15 protein-coding genes are annotated in these 15,790 nt (G+C 61.2%); 5 read left to right on the forward strand and 10 right to left on the reverse strand.

Going from position 1 to position 15,790, the window contains the following annotated elements:
• Positions 1 to 21 precede the first annotated feature (21 nt).
• The 7 genes from ssuB to K3819_RS27845 all read right to left on the reverse strand — a co-directional run bounded on the left by ssuB (position 22) and on the right by K3819_RS27845 (position 6,976).
• Positions 22 to 828 (reverse strand): aliphatic sulfonates ABC transporter ATP-binding protein, encoded by an 807-nt coding sequence (ssuB, locus tag K3819_RS27815; protein ID WP_064600238.1) that lies wholly within the window; start codon positions 826 to 828, stop codon positions 22 to 24.
• Positions 825 to 1,607 (reverse strand): aliphatic sulfonate ABC transporter permease SsuC, encoded by a 783-nt coding sequence (gene ssuC / locus K3819_RS27820; RefSeq protein ID WP_011336451.1) that lies wholly within the window; start codon positions 1,605 to 1,607, stop codon positions 825 to 827. Before ssuC ends, ssuB begins: the two co-directional genes overlap by 4 nt.
• Before the next feature lie 9 nt (positions 1,608 to 1,616).
• Positions 1,617 to 2,765, reverse strand: coding sequence for an FMNH2-dependent alkanesulfonate monooxygenase (gene ssuD, locus K3819_RS27825; RefSeq protein ID WP_221398300.1), 1,149 nt, complete (start codon positions 2,763 to 2,765; stop codon positions 1,617 to 1,619).
• Between the two features lie 25 nt (positions 2,766 to 2,790).
• Positions 2,791 to 3,771, reverse strand: coding sequence for a sulfonate ABC transporter substrate-binding protein (locus tag K3819_RS27830; RefSeq protein ID WP_007953529.1), 981 nt, complete (start codon positions 3,769 to 3,771; stop codon positions 2,791 to 2,793).
• Positions 3,772 to 3,860: 89 nt separating this feature from the next.
• Positions 3,861 to 4,454 (reverse strand): NADPH-dependent FMN reductase, encoded by a 594-nt coding sequence (ssuE, locus tag K3819_RS27835; RefSeq protein ID WP_011336454.1) that lies wholly within the window; start codon positions 4,452 to 4,454, stop codon positions 3,861 to 3,863.
• Between the two features lie 245 nt (positions 4,455 to 4,699).
• On the reverse strand, positions 4,700 to 5,338 hold the full coding sequence (locus K3819_RS27840; protein ID WP_007951774.1) for a peroxiredoxin: 639 nt from the start codon (positions 5,336 to 5,338) through the stop codon (positions 4,700 to 4,702).
• A 294-nt stretch (positions 5,339 to 5,632) separates the two neighbouring features.
• On the reverse strand, positions 5,633 to 6,976 hold the full coding sequence (locus K3819_RS27845) for an OprD family porin (RefSeq protein ID WP_064600252.1): 1,344 nt from the start codon (positions 6,974 to 6,976) through the stop codon (positions 5,633 to 5,635).
• Between the two features lie 365 nt (positions 6,977 to 7,341).
• On the opposite strand from K3819_RS27845, the gene tauA reads away from it, so the two are divergent.
• Entirely contained in the window at positions 7,342 to 8,331 is a 990-nt protein-coding gene (tauA, locus tag K3819_RS27850; RefSeq protein ID WP_064600254.1) for a taurine ABC transporter substrate-binding protein, read from the forward strand.
• An 82-nt stretch (positions 8,332 to 8,413) separates the two neighbouring features.
• On the opposite strand, the gene argA is transcribed toward tauA, so the two are convergent.
• Together argA and argE are read right to left on the reverse strand one after the other, a co-directional pair.
• Positions 8,414 to 9,712 (reverse strand): amino-acid N-acetyltransferase, encoded by a 1,299-nt coding sequence (gene argA, locus K3819_RS27855; RefSeq protein ID WP_007951778.1) that lies wholly within the window; start codon positions 9,710 to 9,712, stop codon positions 8,414 to 8,416.
• 135 nt (positions 9,713 to 9,847) lie between these two features.
• Positions 9,848 to 10,996: an acetylornithine deacetylase gene (argE, locus tag K3819_RS27860; protein ID WP_221398301.1), complete on the reverse strand. Its 1,149-nt coding sequence runs from the start codon at positions 10,994 to 10,996 to the stop codon at positions 9,848 to 9,850.
• A 156-nt stretch (positions 10,997 to 11,152) separates the two neighbouring features.
• On the opposite strand from argE, the gene K3819_RS27865 reads away from it, so the two are divergent.
• On the forward strand, positions 11,153 to 12,523 hold the full coding sequence (locus K3819_RS27865) for an inorganic triphosphatase (RefSeq protein WP_007951783.1): 1,371 nt from the start codon (positions 11,153 to 11,155) through the stop codon (positions 12,521 to 12,523).
• A gap of 39 nt (positions 12,524 to 12,562) precedes the next feature.
• Here K3819_RS27865 and K3819_RS27870 read toward each other — a convergent pair whose 3' ends face one another.
• Positions 12,563 to 13,033: an Lrp/AsnC family transcriptional regulator gene (locus K3819_RS27870; protein WP_007951785.1), complete on the reverse strand. Its 471-nt coding sequence runs from the start codon at positions 13,031 to 13,033 to the stop codon at positions 12,563 to 12,565.
• Positions 13,034 to 13,159: 126 nt separating this feature from the next.
• On the opposite strand from K3819_RS27870, the gene K3819_RS27875 reads away from it, so the two are divergent.
• From K3819_RS27875 to K3819_RS27885, 3 genes are all read left to right on the forward strand, one after another.
• Positions 13,160 to 13,498: a hypothetical protein gene (locus K3819_RS27875; protein WP_221398302.1), complete on the forward strand. Its 339-nt coding sequence runs from the start codon at positions 13,160 to 13,162 to the stop codon at positions 13,496 to 13,498.
• A gap of 90 nt (positions 13,499 to 13,588) precedes the next feature.
• Positions 13,589 to 15,373, forward strand: coding sequence for a GspE/PulE family protein (locus tag K3819_RS27880; protein ID WP_221398303.1), 1,785 nt, complete (start codon positions 13,589 to 13,591; stop codon positions 15,371 to 15,373).
• A 69-nt stretch (positions 15,374 to 15,442) separates the two neighbouring features.
• Entirely contained in the window at positions 15,443 to 15,760 is a 318-nt protein-coding gene (locus tag K3819_RS27885) for a DUF2388 domain-containing protein (RefSeq protein ID WP_007951791.1), read from the forward strand.
• Positions 15,761 to 15,790 lie beyond the last annotated feature (30 nt).

Below are 15,790 nucleotides of genomic sequence, written 5' to 3' on the forward strand. Positions count from 1 at the left end.
GATTCCTGTCGTTTGCTTGAGTTATTGAGCCCAACGCAGTTGCGTAGGCAAGGGTGAAACGGGTTCCGGCGCCGGCGGCTCGCCGGGCAGGGACAACACTCGGTTGAGCACTTCGGTTTCCAGCGCGGCCAGGCGATGGGAGCCACGCACCCGAGGACGCGGCAGCTCCACTTGCAGGTCGAGACCGACTTCGCCGTCCTCGATCAGAATCACCCGGTCGGCAATCGCCACCGCTTCGCTGACATCGTGGGTCACCAGCAACACGGTGAACCCGTGCTGTTGCCAGAGACGTTCGATCAGTTGCTGCATCTCGATCCGAGTCAGCGCATCCAGTGCGCCCAACGGCTCGTCGAGCAACAGCAGACGCGGCTGATGGATCAAGGCTCGCGCCAGCGCCACACGCTGCTTCTGTCCGCCGGACAACGCTGCCGGCCATTCATTTGCACGATCCGCCAGGCCAACCGCATCCAGCGCCTGCAAGGCTTGCGCACGCCAGTTGCCCTTGAGGCCGAGACCGACGTTGTCGATGATCTTCTTCCACGGCAGCAGCCGCGCTTCCTGGAACATCAACCGGGTGTCATCCCGCGCATCGCTGAGCGGTGCGGCACCGGCGAGCAGATCGCCGCCAGTGGGTTGATCGAGGCCGGCAAGCAAGCGCAGAAATGTGCTCTTGCCGCATCCGCTGCGCCCGACCACGGCGACAAACTGCCCTGCCGGAATGTGCAGATCGATGTCACGCAGTACCTGCCGCGAGCCGAAAGTCTTTTGCAGGTTGCGCACCGCCAGCGGAATCCCGCGCAGCAGGCGTGGAGGTTGTTGAGCGGTCATGCCGCACCTCCTTTCGCCACTTGATACGCCGGATGCCAGCGCAGCCACACACGTTCAAGTCCACGGGCCGCAAGGTCGGCCAGTTTGCCGAGCACCGCGTACAGCAGAATCGCCAGCACCACCACATCGGTCTGCAAGAACTCGCGGGCATTCATCGCCAGATAACCGATGCCGGAGCTCGCGGAGATGGTTTCCGCCACGATCAGCGTCAGCCACATGAAGCCCAGAGCGAAACGCACGCCGACCAGAATCGAAGGCAGCGCGCCCGGCAGAATCACCTGCCAGAACAGGCTGAAGCCGGACAGGCCATAACTGCGTGCCATTTCCACCAGCGCCGGATCGACGTTGCGGATGCCGTGATAGGTGTTGAGGTAGATCGGGAACAAGGTGCCCAATGCCACCAGGAAAATCTTCGCCGACTCGTCGATGCCGAACCACAGGATCACCAGCGGAATCAGCGCCAGGTGCGGCACGTTGCGGATCATCTGCACCGAGCTGTCGAGCAGGCGTTCGCCCCACTTCGACAGGCCGGTGATGAAACCCAGCACCAGGCCGATGCTGCCACCGATGGTGAAGCCCAGCGCGGCGCGCCAGCCGCTGATCGCCAGGTGCGTCCAGATTTCGCCGCTGCGCACCAGGCTCACGCCGGCTTCGATCACCGCCACCGGCGCCGGCAGAATCCGCGTCGACAGCCAACCGGCCGACACCGACAACTGCCACACCGCCAGCAACAACACCGGCAACGCCCAGGGCGCGAGGCTGTGGATAAATTTCTTCATGGCGGCGCCTCAGCTCTGGGACGCGGCTTTGGGAAGAATGTCGTTGGCCACCATCTCCCCGAACGGGCTGACGTAACCGGCGCTTTTCGGCAATTCCGGGCGCTCGACGTCGAGGTGCGGGAACAGCAGTTCGGCCACCCGATACGACTCTTCGAGGTGTGGATAACCGGAGAAGATGAAGGTATCGATGCCCAGATCCGCGTATTCCTTCACCCGTGCAGCCACGGTCGGACCGTCGCCAACCAGCGCCGTCCCGGCACCGCCGCGCACCAGACCGACGCCCGCCCACAGGTTCGGGCTGACTTCGAGGTTGTCGCGGCTGCCACCGTGCAGCGCGGCCATGCGCTGCTGGCCGACCGAATCGAACCGCGCCAGCGAAGCCTGGGCACGTTTGATGGTGTCGTCGTCCAGATGCGAGATCAGGCGATCTGCCGCTTGCCAGGCCTCGGCGTTGGTTTCCCGCACGATCACATGCAGACGAATGCCGAAGCGCACGGTGCGACCGAGCTTGGTGGCCTTGGCGCGAACCTGCTCGATTTTCTCGGCAACGGCTGCGGGCGGCTCGCCCCAGGTCAGGACCATTTCCACTTGTTCGGCGGCCAGATCCTGCGCGGCTTCCGAAGAACCACCGAAATACAGCGGCGGACGCGGTTGCTGGATTGGCGGATAGAGCAATTTGGCGCCCTTCACGCTGATGTGCTCGCCGTCGTAATCCACGGTTTCGCCTTCTAGCACGCAGCGCCAGATCCGGGTGAATTCCACCGAGGCCTGGTAGCGCGCTTCGTGATCGAGGAACAGACCGTCGCCGGCCAACTCTTCCGGATCGCCACCGGTCACCAGGTTGAACAGCGCACGACCGCCGGACAACCGATCCAGCGTTGCTGCCTGACGCGCTGCCACCGTCGGGGAAATGATCCCGGGGCGCAGGGCGACAAGGAACTTCAGACGCTGGGTCACCGGGATCAGCGAGGCCGCCACCAGCCACGAGTCTTCGCAGGAACGGCCGGTGGGAATCAGTACGCCACCGAAACCCAGACGATCCGCCGCTTGCGCGACCTGTTGCAGATAGCCGTGATCGACGGCGCGGGCGCCTTCGGCGGTGCCAAGGTAATGGCCGTCGCCGTGGGTAGGCAGGAACCAGAAGATGTTGAGGCTCATGGAGTGGTCTCCTTGGGGATTCGATTTACTGGGCTTGGGTGACCGAGCTTTGGGCCACTGCGGCCGGTGGGGTCCAGATCACGTCCTTGATGCTCAACGGCTTGGGAATCAGCTTGAGCTGGTAGAAGGTGTCGGCGATTTTCTGTTGCGCGGCGACCACTTCCGGGGTCAGGAACAGCGCGCCGTAGCCTTGGCGCTTCACCGAGGTCAGGGTGATGTCTGCCGGCAGGCCAAGCAGCGGCGATACCTGTTGAGTCACGTCTTCCGGGTTGGCCTTGGACCACTCGCCGACGGCGCGCACTTCTTCCACGAGGGTCTTGATCACCTCGGGATTTTTCTGTGCGTAGGGTTTGGTCGCCAGGTAGAACTGGTGGTTGTCGACGATGCCTTTACCGTCACGCAGGGTGTGCGCTTGCAGTTGCTTCTCGGCGGCGGCCTGGTACGGGTCCCAGATGACCCAGGCGTCGACGCTGCCACGTTCGAACGCGGCGCGGGCATCGGCCGGCGGCAGGAATACGGTTTGAATATCGGTGTACTTGAGGCCGGCATCTTCCAGCGCACGCACCAGCAGGTAGTGAACATTGGAGCCTTTGTTCAGGGCGACTTTCTTGCCCTTGAGATCCGCCACCGATTTGATCGGCGAATCTTTCGGCACGAGGATCGCTTCGCTGTTTGGCGCTGGCGGCTCGTAAGCGACGTAGAGCAGATCGGCACCGGCCGCCTGGGCAAAGACCGGCGGGGTTTCGCCGGTGACGCCGAAGTCGATCGAGCCGACGTTCAGGCCTTCGAGCAGTTGCGGGCCGCCGGGGAATTCAGTCCATTGCACGTCGACGCCTTGGGCGGCGAGACGTTTTTCCAGGGTGCCCTTGGCTTTGAGCAGCACCAAAGTGCCGTACTTCTGGTAACCGATTCGTAGCGTTTCAGCTTGAGCTTGAGTGATGGCGCCGAAGGACACAGCCGCAGCAAACAGAGCGACCAGACCACGACGCAAAAATACAGTGCGCATAGCGCTCTCCTTTTTGCTGTTGGGTTTTGGCTGCACCTGCTTGGCCGTTGGCGGCTGAGTAAGGTGAGTACTTCAAGTTTCGGTGTGGCTCAAATGCTCCAGCGAGCACTCAACAAACGTTCGTTCAGCAGCCCCGGCTCCAGCGGCTTCGGCCGGCGGGCCATGGCGCTGACAAACTGGTCCAGCGCTTCATGCAACCGCTGCTCCAGAGCCGGAGCCAACTGGGCCTGGGCACTGCCTTCGCCGTAGGCGATCTGGCTGTCCTCGGCAAAAATCCCTTGCAGCATTTCCTGGGCCTTCAACGCCGACAGCACCGGTTTGAGGGCGTAATCGACCACCAGCATGTGAGCGATGCTGCCGCCGGTAGCCATCGGTAAAACAATCTTGTGGTTCAGCGCACGCTCGGGCAGCAGATCCAGCACGGTCTTCAGGGCACCGGAAAACGACGCCTTGTACACCGGCGTGGCGATCAGCAGGCCATCGGCGTTTTCAATCTGTTGCAGCAAGTCGAGCACCTTCGGGCTGTCGAAGCGGGCGTGAAGCAGGTCTTCGGCCGGGAAGTCCCGCACCTGATAACTCACCACTTCCACCCCTTGCTGCTGCAACCAGCGTTGCGAGCGTTCCAGCAACACCCCTGAGCGGGAACGTTGACTGGGACTGCCACCGAGTGAGACGACCAGCATTCAGAGAATTCCTTGCGCGTTACAGGCGATTCGCGGGTTGCGATCTCGCTTCGATGTGAGTGACCTTACCAGCTGATTTATATATCCATAAATCATATTTATTCATTTGATTATTCTTTATGGAGATATGTATTTCCCTTTGCAGCGGGCAAAAAAACAGGCCGTGAAAACGGCCTGAAACCCTGCATCGTGGTTCCTAGTGACGGATCGTTCCCACGCTCCGCGTGGGAACGATCCGAGGTAGGTTATTTGTTCGGCTGTGGGGTCAGGCGCAGGTACGGTTTCACCGCGCGGTAGCCTTTCGGAAAGCGCTGCTTGATTTCGTCTTCGTCCTTGAGCGACGGCACGATCACCACTTCTTCACCGTCCTGCCAGTTGGCCGGGGTGGCCACCTTGTAGTTGTCGGTGAGCTGCAGCGAGTCGATCACCCGCAGGATCTCGTGGAAGTTGCGCCCGGTGCTGGCCGGATAAGTGATGGTCAGGCGGATCTTCTTGTTCGGATCGATCACGAACAGCGAACGCACGGTCAGGGTGTCGTTGGCGTTCGGGTGAATCAGATCATACAGATCGGACACCTTGCGATCGGCATCGGCCAGGATCGGGAAGTTGACGATGGTGTTCTGGGTTTCGTTGATGTCCTCGATCCACTTGTGGTGCGAGTCCACCGGGTCGACCGACAGTGCAATGGCCTTCACGCCGCGTTGGGTGAACTCGTCCTTGAGTTTGGCGGTGAAGCCCAGCTCGGTGGTGCACACCGGGGTGAAGTCCGCCGGGTGGGAAAACAGCACGCCCCAGCTATCGCCCAGCCATTCGTGGAAACGAATCTTGCCGGCGCTGGAATCCTGTTCGAAATCGGGGGCGATATCGCCAAGTCTGAGGCTCATGGTGCGGCTCCTGATGAGTTGTTGGAGACCTCAACTGTAGCTCGGGATTCGATCTTCTGAAAAAGAATAAATAACTAGATATTTATATCTATATTGAATATTAAACTTCTGTTCACTGGACGCCCCGCCGCATCGCGACGAACATCGCCCTCAAGGTTCGAGAAGGCCTTGAGTTGCTGTAAAGAGGGGAACATCGGGGAAGGCTTACGGGGGTGAGCCGGATCCGAAAACGCAAAAGCCCCGTCCGGCGCGATGCTGGACGGGGCTTTTTTACATCAGTGCAGGAGCGCGCTATTACAGCAGCGGGATCGAGTAGCTGACGATCAGGCGGTTTTCGTCCTGCGAACGGGTGTTCGGCAGGTCGGTGCGCCATACAGCGTTTTTCCACATCAGGCCGACGTTCTTGAACGGACCTTCCGGTACGACGTAACCGATGGTGAAGTCGCGTTCCCACTCGGAACGGTTCGAAGCGTTTTCGCGGCCGTTGGTGCCAACGGTGTCGATCGAATCGCCTTTCAGGTAAACCACACCAGCGGTCAGGCCAGGTACGCCGACTTTAGCGAAGTCATACGAGTAGCGAGCCTGCCAGGTTTTCTCGCCGGCACGACCGAACTTCTGGATCTGCATGTCGGTGATGGTGTAGTTCGACGAACCGTCGCCCTGGTTCAGCCAAGGGAAGTCGGAGCTGCCGTTGGAAACCTGGTAACCGCCACCGAAGGTGTGACCTTCAACGGTGTACAGGAACAGGCCGCTGTACAGGTTGTTGTCGACTTCGCCACGACCGGAACGGAAACCGGTGTAGTTGCCGCTGCTGTAGTAGGCCGGATCAGTGCCGTTCTTGCCGTCGTCGGAGCTGTTGAAGTAACGGAAGTCAGACTTCAATACGCCCGGGCCGATGGCCCAGTTGTGTACCAGACCCAGGAAGTGCTGCTTGTAGAAGTCTTCCAGGTTGCCGTAGTAGTACTGGGCAGTCAGGTCTTTGGTGATCTTGTAGTCGCCACCGGCGTAGATGAACTTGTTGCTGTCACGGAAGCCAGCGCCACGGGTGTTTGCACCGCCGATGGACAGGTTTTCGTTGTTGCTGGAGTTACGGCCTTTCACGGCTTCGATCTGACCACCGACCAGGGTCAGGTCCTTGATTTCGCCGGAAGTGATCTGACCGCCCTGCCAGGTTTGTGGCAGCAGACGACCGTCGTTGGTCACGATCACCGGGTTTTTCGGCTGCAGGGTGCCCAGCTTCAGTTCGGTCTGGGAGATCTTGGCTTTGGCAGTCAGACCCAGGCTGGAGAAGTTGTCCACTGCTTTGCCGTTGGACTCGCTCGGGAACACAGTGCCGCCGTAAGCGGTGCCGCTGTTGCCGTTGGTGCCGCCGCCCGAGTCCAGACGCACGCCCAGCAGGCCGATGGCATCAATACCGAAGCCTACGGTGCCTTGGGTGTAGCCGGAGATGAAACGCAGATCGAAGCCTTGGCCCCACTCTTCGTTCTTGTTGGCACCAGCGCCATCGCGGTTGTCAGTGTTGATGTAGAAGTTACGCAGACCCAGAGTGGCCTTGCTGTCTTCGATGAAACCGGCGGCGCCTGCCTGCTGCGCCAAAACCCCTACGGCCACGGCCAGGGCCAAGGTGGACTTGTTCATGTTTCGCTCCTCTCGTTTCTAATTCTTGTGTTCCTGGTCCGGGGTCTGATGCCCCTGGATCCTAAGATGCGCGATTAGCGCCAGACCGTGACTGACAAGTCAATCGTAACCTTGTATGTCTACGACCAAGGTCTAATCGCAGTGATTTGGTCCCTGCAGGGTAAAGACTTCCTGATAAACCGAAAAAGAATTTATTCATTCTTTTTCATACCATTCGGCTATATGGCCAGCCATTTGCCATCTTCACCGGGATACAGCGTATCGGCGACTAAGCTCATTACTAAATGGTATTTGTTAGCCTTTTTTTAGATCGATTAGCTTTGACGCAACCCCGATTCGTCAAACCCTATCGAAAAGGCGACGCCATGATGGCCAAACGCGCACTATCTAGTCAATTTGTTACAGTTTGTGTGTCGGCGCTGATTTCTTTTTCAGCCCATGCCGCCAACCTCACTGTGGGCTACCAGACCGGTATTGACCCGAGCAAAGTCCCCCAGGCCGACGGCGTGTACGAGAAGGCCATCGGCGAGAAAATCGACTGGCGCCGGTTCAACAGCGGCCCGGAAGTTGTGACAGCCATCGCCTCCGGCGATGTGCAGATCGGCAACCTTGGCTCGAGCCCGCTGGCGGCCGCCGCTTCGCGCAATCTGCCGATCGTGGCCTTTATCGTCTCGGCGCAGATCAATGCCGCCGAAGCGCTGGTGGTGCGCAACGGCAGCGGTATCAACAAGCCCGAAGACCTGATCGGCAAGACCATCGCCACCCCGTTCGTTTCCACCTCCCACTACAGCCTGCTCGGCGCGCTCAAGCACTGGGGCCTGGACACTTCGAAAGTCAAAGTGGTGAACCTGCAACCCGCAGAAATCGCGGCGGCCTGGAAACGTGGCGACATCGACGGCGCCTTTGTCTGGTCGCCGGCGCTGGGTGAAATCCGCAAAACCGGCAAGACCCTGACCGATGCCGCGCAGGTCGGCCAATGGGGCGCGCCGACCTTCGAAGTCTGGGTAGCGCGCAAGGACTTTGCGGAGAAGCATCCTGAAGTCGTGGCCAGGTTCGCCAAGGTGACCCTGGACTCGTTCGCTGATTACGCGGCCCATAAAGACAGCTGGACGGCCGACTCGGTGCCTGTGCAGAAAATCGCCAAACTGACCGGTGCCAATCCTGCCGACGTTCCGGAATTGCTCGCGGGCTCGGCGTTCCCGGACGCCAAGGCGCAACAGACCACGGCGCTGCTGGACGGCGGCACGGCGAAGGCGATTGGTGAGACGGCGAAATTCTTGAAGGAACAGGGCAAGGTCGAAAGTGTTTTGCCTGACTACTCGCCATACGTCAGTGCGAAGTTTGTAGCCGAATAAACGCTATCGCGAGCAAGCTCGCTCCCTCACCGGTTCAGTGAACCTTTGTGGGAGCGAGCCTGCTCGCGATGGGGGCGTCACATCACAGCGACTTTTCGAAGATCTTCGAATTGCGCTGATAGTTATAAAGAGAAGCCCGCGCCGCCGGCAGGCGTTCGACGCTGCTTGGTTCGAAGCCACGCTCGCGGAACCAGTGGGCGGTGCGGGTGGTGAGAACGAACAGGGTTTTCAGGCCTTGCGCCCGGGCACGGGTCTCGATGCGCTCGAGCAATTCGTCGCCGCGACCGCCATGGCGATACTCAGGATTCACCGCCAGACACGCCAGCTCGCCGGCATCCGAATCGGCAATCTGATACAGCGCCGCGCAGGCGATGATCATCCCTTCACGTTCGACCACGCTGAACTGTTCGATCTCGCGTTCCAGCACTTCACGGGAACGGCGCACCAGAATGCCCTGCTCTTCCAGCGGACTGATCAGGTCAAGCAAGCCGCCGACGTCTTCAATCGCCGCCTCGCGCACCAGTTCGAATTGCTCCTGGGCCACCAGCGTACCGCCACCGTCACGGGTGAACAGTTCGGTCAGCAGCGCGCCGTCCTCGGCATAGCTGACGATATGGCTGCGCGCCACGCCGCCACGACAGGCTTCGGCAGCGGCATCGAGCAGTTCCGCCTGATAGTTGCTGCCCAGACGCTGCAAATGTGCCGGCACTTGTTGCGGACGCAGTTCGCGCACCAGTTTGCCGTTTTCGTCGATCAGACCGAGGTCGGCGCCGAACAGCAGCAGCTTGTCGGCGCCCAGATCGATGGCGGCGCGGGTCGCCACGTCTTCGCAGGCCAGGTTGAAGATTTCACCGGTCGGCGAATACCCCAGCGGCGACAGCAATACGATGGAGCGCTCGTCAAGCAGGCGGTTGATGCCTTTGCGGTCGACCCGGCGCACTTCGCCGGTGTGGTGATAGTCGACACCTTCCAGCACGCCGATCGGCCGCGCCGTCACGAGGTTGCCGCTGGCCACCCGCAGGCGCGAGCCCTGCATCGGCGAAGAGGCCATGTCCATCGACAGCCGCGCTTCAATGGCGATGCGCAACTGGCCGACCGCATCGATCACGCACTCCAGCGTCGCGGCATCGGTGATGCGCATGCCGTGGTGGTAATGCGGGGTCAGGCCGCGTGCGGCAAGGCGGGTTTCGATTTGCGGACGCGAACCATGAACCAGTACCAGCCGCACGCCGAGGCTGTGCAGCAGCACGATGTCATGGACGATGTTGCCGAAATTCGGATGCTCCACGCCGTCGCCCGGAAGCATGACGACGAAGGTGCAATCGCGGTGAGCATTGATATAAGGAGACGCGTGGCGAAGCCAATTGACGTATTCGGGCATGAACCTGGGCCTGTAATAAATAGCAGCCGGAAAAAGGGCAGAACGGAAAACGCACAGCGGGCTGATGGTTATCGTCGGAACAGGCTTGGCGACACGCGCGCTCTCCTCATGAATACGGGTGGGTGTGTGGGCAATTTATACAGCTTTGAGACAGTAATGTTCGATCAACTGCCGCAATAGATGCACGGTAGGCTGCAAACGTGACATTTCGAGGTACTCGCCCGGTTGGTGCGCACAGGCGATGTCGCCGGGGCCGAGTACGATGGTTTCGCAGCCAAGGCGCTGAAGATAAGGCGCTTCGGTGCCGAACGCTACCGCTTCGGCCTTGTGGCCGGTGAGTTTTTCGGCAATTCGCACCAGTTCCGCGTCTTCGGCCTGTTCGAACGGCGGCACTTCGGGAAACAGCGGCGCGTAATCGATCTTCACTTTATGCCGCTCGGCGACCGGGTTGAGCTTGCGCAGAATCTCGCTGCGCAAGAGCTTGGGGTCCATCCCCGGCAACGGCCGCAGGTCGAACTCCAGCGAACACTGACCGCAGATGCGGTTGGGGTTGTCGCCACCGTGGATACAGCCGAAGTTCATGGTCGGCTGCGGCACGCTGAACTGCGGGTTGTTGAATTCGCGCTGCCACAACAGGCGCAGGCCGCGCAGTTCGCCGATGGCATCGTGCATCGCTTCGAGGGCGCTGTGCCCCAGGCGCGGATCCGACGAATGGCCGCTCTGCCCGAGGATATCGATGCGCTCCATCATGATGCCCTTGTGCATGCGGATCGGCTTGAGCCCGGTCGGCTCGCCGATCACTGCCGCCCGGCCCAGCGGTCGCCCCGCTTCGGCCAGCGCACGGGCACCGGACATCGAGCTTTCTTCATCGCAGGTGGCGAGGATCAGCAGCGGCTGCTTGAAGGATTGATCGAGCAGCGGTTGCACGGCTTCGATGATCAGGGCGAAGAAGCCCTTCATGTCGCAACTGCCGAGGCCGACCCAGCGGCCGTCGACTTCGGTGAGTTTCAGCGGGTCGGTTTTCCACAGCGCATCGTCGTACGGCACCGTGTCGCTGTGTCCGGCCAGCACCAGCCCGCCGGGGCCGCTGCCGAAACTGGCGAGCAGATTGAATTTGCCGGGGTTGACCTGCTGGATGTTGCAACTGAAACCCAGGTCGCCAAGCCAACCCGCGAGCAGATCGATCACCGCCCGGTTGGACTGGTCGAGGCCCGGCTGGGTGCAACTGACCGACGGCGTGGCGATCAGTGCAGCGAACTGGTCTTGCATGGACGGCAAAGGCATCGCTGACTCCAACTCCCGGATTGAGGTTCATCATAGAACCATCCGGCGCCGAGAATAAACCGCCGCAAAGCGTAGGAAGGTTCAGTCCTGTACACTGCACGGCCTTGGCAGCCACACATTCCCCCGGCTGCGCTCCCGATCCTGGATTTTCCGGCCATGCAGAAAGAAACCGAAATCAAACTCCGCGTCAGCCGCGAAACCCTCGCCGCCCTGCGCGAGCACCCTCTCCTGAAAAAACGCAACAAAAGTGGCTGGGAACGCCGTGAGTTGATGAATCAGTATTTCGACACGCCTGAGCGTGACCTGGCCCGGGCCAAGGTTGCCCTGCGTCTGCGCAAGGACGGCGAAGAAGTCATTCAGACCCTCAAGACCCGTGGCCAGAGCGTCGCCGGCCTGTCCGAGCGTAACGAGTACGACTGGAACCTGCCCAAAGCCAAGCTCGACGTGAAAAAACTCGACGGTGAATGCTGGCCCGAGTCCCTCGCCGAGCTGGACAAGAAAACCCTGAAGCCGATCTTCACCACCGATTTCGTCCGCGAGCGCGCCGAAATCGCCTGGGGCCGTGGCAAGACCAAAGTGGTCATCGAAGCCGCGCTGGACCTGGGCCACGTGGTAGTCGGCAAACAGAAAGAAGAAATCTGTGAGCTGGAACTGGAGCTGCGCGAAGGCGAGCCTGCCGCGCTGCTGGAACTGGCCGCCGAACTGGCCGAAACCCTGGCCCTGATGCCGTGCGACATCAGCAAGGCCGAGCGCGGCTATCGCCTGTACGACGCCAATAGCTACTCGCTGAGCCTGCCGGCGCCGGCCATTACCGCCGAAACCCCGCTGGACGACGCCTTCGCCGCCCTGGCCTGGCACTTGCTCGGCAGCAGCCAGCGTCTGGCCGAACAGTATCGCTTCAACGGCCACTGGCGCCTGTTGCAGGACTGGGTCGAGAACCTCGCGGAAATGCGCGCCCTGCTCAGCAGCCTCGGCCAGGCCGCACCGCGTCCGTCGACCCACGACTTGCGCGTTGCGCTGGACGCCTTGCTGGAAGACTGGCGCCCGCTGGTACAGGTCGGCATCGAAGACGAAGACGTGCGCAAGGCCGCGCCTGAGCAGTTCCTCGAAGAACTGGAAGACCCGCGCTGGGGCCTGTTCTCGCTGAACGCTTCGCGCTGGTTGCTGGCCCGCACCTGGACGGCTGACCGCAACACCCGTGGCAATCGCCAGGGTGCCGCGCAGTTGCAAAGCTGGCTGCCGCGCCTGCTGGGCGAAGAAGCCACTTCGCTGCAACTGCAGCGTTATCAGCAGCAGCCGGAAGATCTGGCCGAGCAATTGCCGCGCATCGAACGCATCCAGGTCTGGCTGCACCACGCGCGCAACGTGCTGGAGATCCCGGAAATGGATCGCCTGTACGGCGAGCTGAACAAACTCGCGCAACTGGCCAACGAGCCGACCATCACCGACGAACTGCTCGATGCACGCAAGCATCAGGCGATTGCGGTGTATCAGAACCGCGCCTGGAAAATGCTGTTGCGTATGTAACCCCCGGATGATGATCGTTCCCACCCGTGGGAACGATCATCAACGCAGTACCGGCAAACTCGTCGTCGACTTGATCTCCGACAACGCCACAATCGAGTTCACTTCCTGAATCCCCGGCACCAGCGACAGCTTCTCGAAAAAGAACCGCTCATACGCCTCGATGTCAGCCGCGACGATCCGCAACAGAAAATCCACCGCCCCCATCAGCACGTAACACTCCAGCACTTCGGGAAAGCCGCGAATCGCCTCGGTGAACTCAGTGAAGTTCGAACGGCCGTGGGCGTTGAGTTTGATCTCGGCGAAGATCTGCGTGTTCAGGCCGATTTTCTTGCGATCGAGCAGGGTCACCTGGCCGCGAATGATCCCCTCCTCCTTCATCCGCTGAATCCGCCGCCAGCACGGCGATTGCGACAGACCCACCTGTTCGGCGATCTGTGCGCTGGACAAGGAAGCGTCCTCTTGCAGCAGGGCGAGAATGCGCCGGTCGTAGCTGTCCAGCTCGCTGTGCATAAATAATCCCCAAAATAAGCTAATGGCGAATTGATCAACCTTACCAATCGCCTGATCAGCTCATCTTAGACAAGAAATGCCCGGCATCGAATGTAAAAATTCCTCCACTGATTCCGGAGACCTGCCATGCCACACCTCAAAGCCGTGAACACCCCCGCGCCCCGTGCCGATGTGTGGAACGCCAGCAACGCCCATTGCCTTGCGCAATACCAGATCCTGGCCGAGGCCGAGCCGGATTTGCTGGTGCGGGTGCTGAACCTGTTCGCCTTGCAGTGCCTCACCCCGGAACAGGTCAATGTCCAGCGGCTGGACGACTTGCTGTCGATCGACATCGTCATGGGTGGCCTGAGCTGGCACCGCGCCCAGGTGATCGCGGAAAAACTTCGTAACCTGATCAGCGTCTGCTCGGTGGACCTGCAAAACCCCGAAGCGGCGTGGGATGCGCCGGCACAGGCGGCCGGCTGACAAGAACCGAAACGTCTTCGTCGGGTAGTGGCCCAACGGTCGGCGGGGCCACGACTATCCTTTGCGCACTGTCGTTCAAAAGGAGCCCGCATGTCCGTTCAACTCGCCACTCAGGACCGCTGGCTGGATCTCAATGAGGTACTGCGTGAACTGGTCGCCCAGGGTTTCATCTGCCAGGACTCGGCCGAGCAGGCGTTGAATGCCCGGCGCCGGCATGCCGCCCACGGCCAGAAGCACCCGCTGGAATTCATCGCCAGCCAGCAACTGGACGACCTCAGCCGTCCGGGCAAACACCTCGACCTGGAAAGCCTGACCCTGTGGCTCGCGCAACAGGCCGGCCAGCCGTACCTGCGGATCGATCCGCTGAAGATCAACGTCGCCGCCATCACGCCGCTGATGTCCTATGCCTTTGCCCAGCGCCACAAGATCCTCGCGGTGTCGGTCGACCGCGACGCGGTGACCGTGGCCAGCGCCCAGCCCTATGTCGGCGGCTGGGAGGCCGATCTGACTCACGTGCTGAAACTGCCGATCAAACGGGTGGTGGCCAACCCGGCGGACATTCAGCGTTTCAGCGTCGAATTCTTCCGTCTCGCCAAATCGGTCAGCGGCGCCAGCAATGCCGATGCGCAGGGCGGCAACCTCGGCAACTTCGAACAACTGCTCAACCTCGGCGCCAGCGATCAGGAACCGGATGCCAACGACGCGCACATCGTCAACATCGTCGACTGGCTGTTCCAGTACGCCTTTCAGCAGCGGGCCAGTGACATCCACATCGAACCCCGGCGCGAGCAAGGCACGGTGCGTTTTCGCATCGACGGCGTGCTGCACAACGTCTATCAATTTCCGCCGCAGGTGACGATGGCCATCGTCAGCCGCCTGAAAAGCCTTGGCCGGATGAACGTCGCCGAGAAGCGCAAACCCCAGGACGGCCGGGTCAAGACCAAGACTCCGGACGGCGGTGAAGTCGAGTTGCGGCTGTCGACCCTGCCCACCGCGTTCGGCGAAAAAATGGTCATGCGAATCTTCGACCCGGAGGTGCTGCTCAAGGATTTCGATCAGCTGGGCTTTTCCGCCGACGACCTGCGGCGCTGGCAGGACATGACCCGCCAGCCCAACGGCATCATCCTGGTCACCGGCCCGACCGGTTCCGGCAAGACCACTACGCTATACACCACGCTGAAAAAACTGGCGACGCCGGAGGTCAACCTCTGCACCATCGAAGACCCGATCGAGATGGTCGAGCCGGCCTTCAACCAGATGCAGGTCCAGCACAACATCGACCTGACGTTCGCCGCCGGCGTGCGGGCGCTGATGCGGCAAGACCCGGACATCATCATGATCGGCGAGATCCGCGACCTGGAAACCGCCGAAATGGCGATCCAGGCGGCGCTGACCGGGCACCTGGTGCTCTCGACCCTGCACACCAACGACGCGCCGAGCGCCATCAGCCGTCTGCTGGAACTCGGCGTGCCGCATTACCTGATCAAGGCCACCGTGCTTGGCGTGATGGCGCAACGCCTGGTGCGCACACTGTGTCCGCACTGCAAGGCGCCGCTGACACTGGACGAAGAAGACTGGCAAACCCTGACCCGGCCGTGGCAGGCGCCGCTGCCGGGCAATGCGCAACGGGCCATCGGTTGCCTGGAGTGCCGCGACACCGGTTATCACGGTCGCGCCGGGGTCTACGAAATCATGCAACTGAGCGACAGCCTCAAGGCCTTGATCAGCCCCGACACCGATCTCACCGCGATCCGTCGCCAGGCCTTCAAGGAAGGCATGCGCAGCCTGCGATTGTCCGGCGCGCAGAAAGTCGCGGCGGGGCTGACAACGCTTGAAGAAGTATTGCGGGTGACACCACAGAGCGAGCAGAAATAGCCGCTCACGGAACCGGATCGGGGAAACGGCGATCCAACCGGTTATTCAACACCAGTGGAGTCACCCAACATGCGTCTCAAACTTGCTGTCGCCACCCTCGCCTTGCTGTCCCTCCCTGTTGGTTCAGCGATGGCCGACAGCTTTTGGCGTAACGTCATTTCGTCCGGTGCCACCACCGGCTCGACCTACCTGACCTTCAAGGATCACAAACTGATCGTTGCCGCCCAGGACGATGCTGGCAGCTTCGTCGCCAGCGACGGCGGTATCCGTGGCCCGTACCTGGAAGCGGCGATGCAGAAAGTCCGCGCCGATAACCCGGGCCTGCAGGCAACGGATATGGAACTGGCGAACGCGATTCTGGCGAAGAACGCTGTGGCGTCGGAATAAGAGGCTCACAAAAATGCCGCTCGAAATGAG

This window comes from Pseudomonas sp. 3-2, from assembly GCF_019710535.1.
Classification (GTDB): domain Bacteria; phylum Pseudomonadota; class Gammaproteobacteria; order Pseudomonadales; family Pseudomonadaceae; genus Aquipseudomonas; species Aquipseudomonas pharyngis.

Coding starts and splice junctions, on each gene's coding strand:
- ssuB (WP_064600238.1), bottom strand. CDS start 828: ATGACCGCTCAACAACCTCCACGCCTGCTGCGCGGGATTCCGCTGGCG.
- ssuC (WP_011336451.1), bottom strand. CDS start 1,607: ATGAAGAAATTTATCCACAGCCTCGCGCCCTGGGCGTTGCCGGTGTTG.
- ssuD (WP_221398300.1), bottom strand. CDS start 2,765: ATGAGCCTCAACATCTTCTGGTTCCTGCCTACCCACGGCGACGGCCAT.
- K3819_RS27830 (WP_007953529.1), bottom strand. CDS start 3,771: ATGCGCACTGTATTTTTGCGTCGTGGTCTGGTCGCTCTGTTTGCTGCG.
- ssuE (WP_011336454.1), bottom strand. CDS start 4,454: ATGCTGGTCGTCTCACTCGGTGGCAGTCCCAGTCAACGTTCCCGCTCA.
- K3819_RS27840 (WP_007951774.1), bottom strand. CDS start 5,338: ATGAGCCTCAGACTTGGCGATATCGCCCCCGATTTCGAACAGGATTCC.
- K3819_RS27845 (WP_064600252.1), bottom strand. CDS start 6,976: ATGAACAAGTCCACCTTGGCCCTGGCCGTGGCCGTAGGGGTTTTGGCG.
- tauA (WP_064600254.1), top strand. CDS start 7,342: ATGATGGCCAAACGCGCACTATCTAGTCAATTTGTTACAGTTTGTGTG.
- argA (WP_007951778.1), bottom strand. CDS start 9,712: ATGCCCGAATACGTCAATTGGCTTCGCCACGCGTCTCCTTATATCAAT.
- argE (WP_221398301.1), bottom strand. CDS start 10,996: ATGCCTTTGCCGTCCATGCAAGACCAGTTCGCTGCACTGATCGCCACG.
- K3819_RS27865 (WP_007951783.1), top strand. CDS start 11,153: ATGCAGAAAGAAACCGAAATCAAACTCCGCGTCAGCCGCGAAACCCTC.
- K3819_RS27870 (WP_007951785.1), bottom strand. CDS start 13,033: ATGCACAGCGAGCTGGACAGCTACGACCGGCGCATTCTCGCCCTGCTG.
- K3819_RS27875 (WP_221398302.1), top strand. CDS start 13,160: ATGCCACACCTCAAAGCCGTGAACACCCCCGCGCCCCGTGCCGATGTG.
- K3819_RS27880 (WP_221398303.1), top strand. CDS start 13,589: ATGTCCGTTCAACTCGCCACTCAGGACCGCTGGCTGGATCTCAATGAG.
- K3819_RS27885 (WP_007951791.1), top strand. CDS start 15,443: ATGCGTCTCAAACTTGCTGTCGCCACCCTCGCCTTGCTGTCCCTCCCT.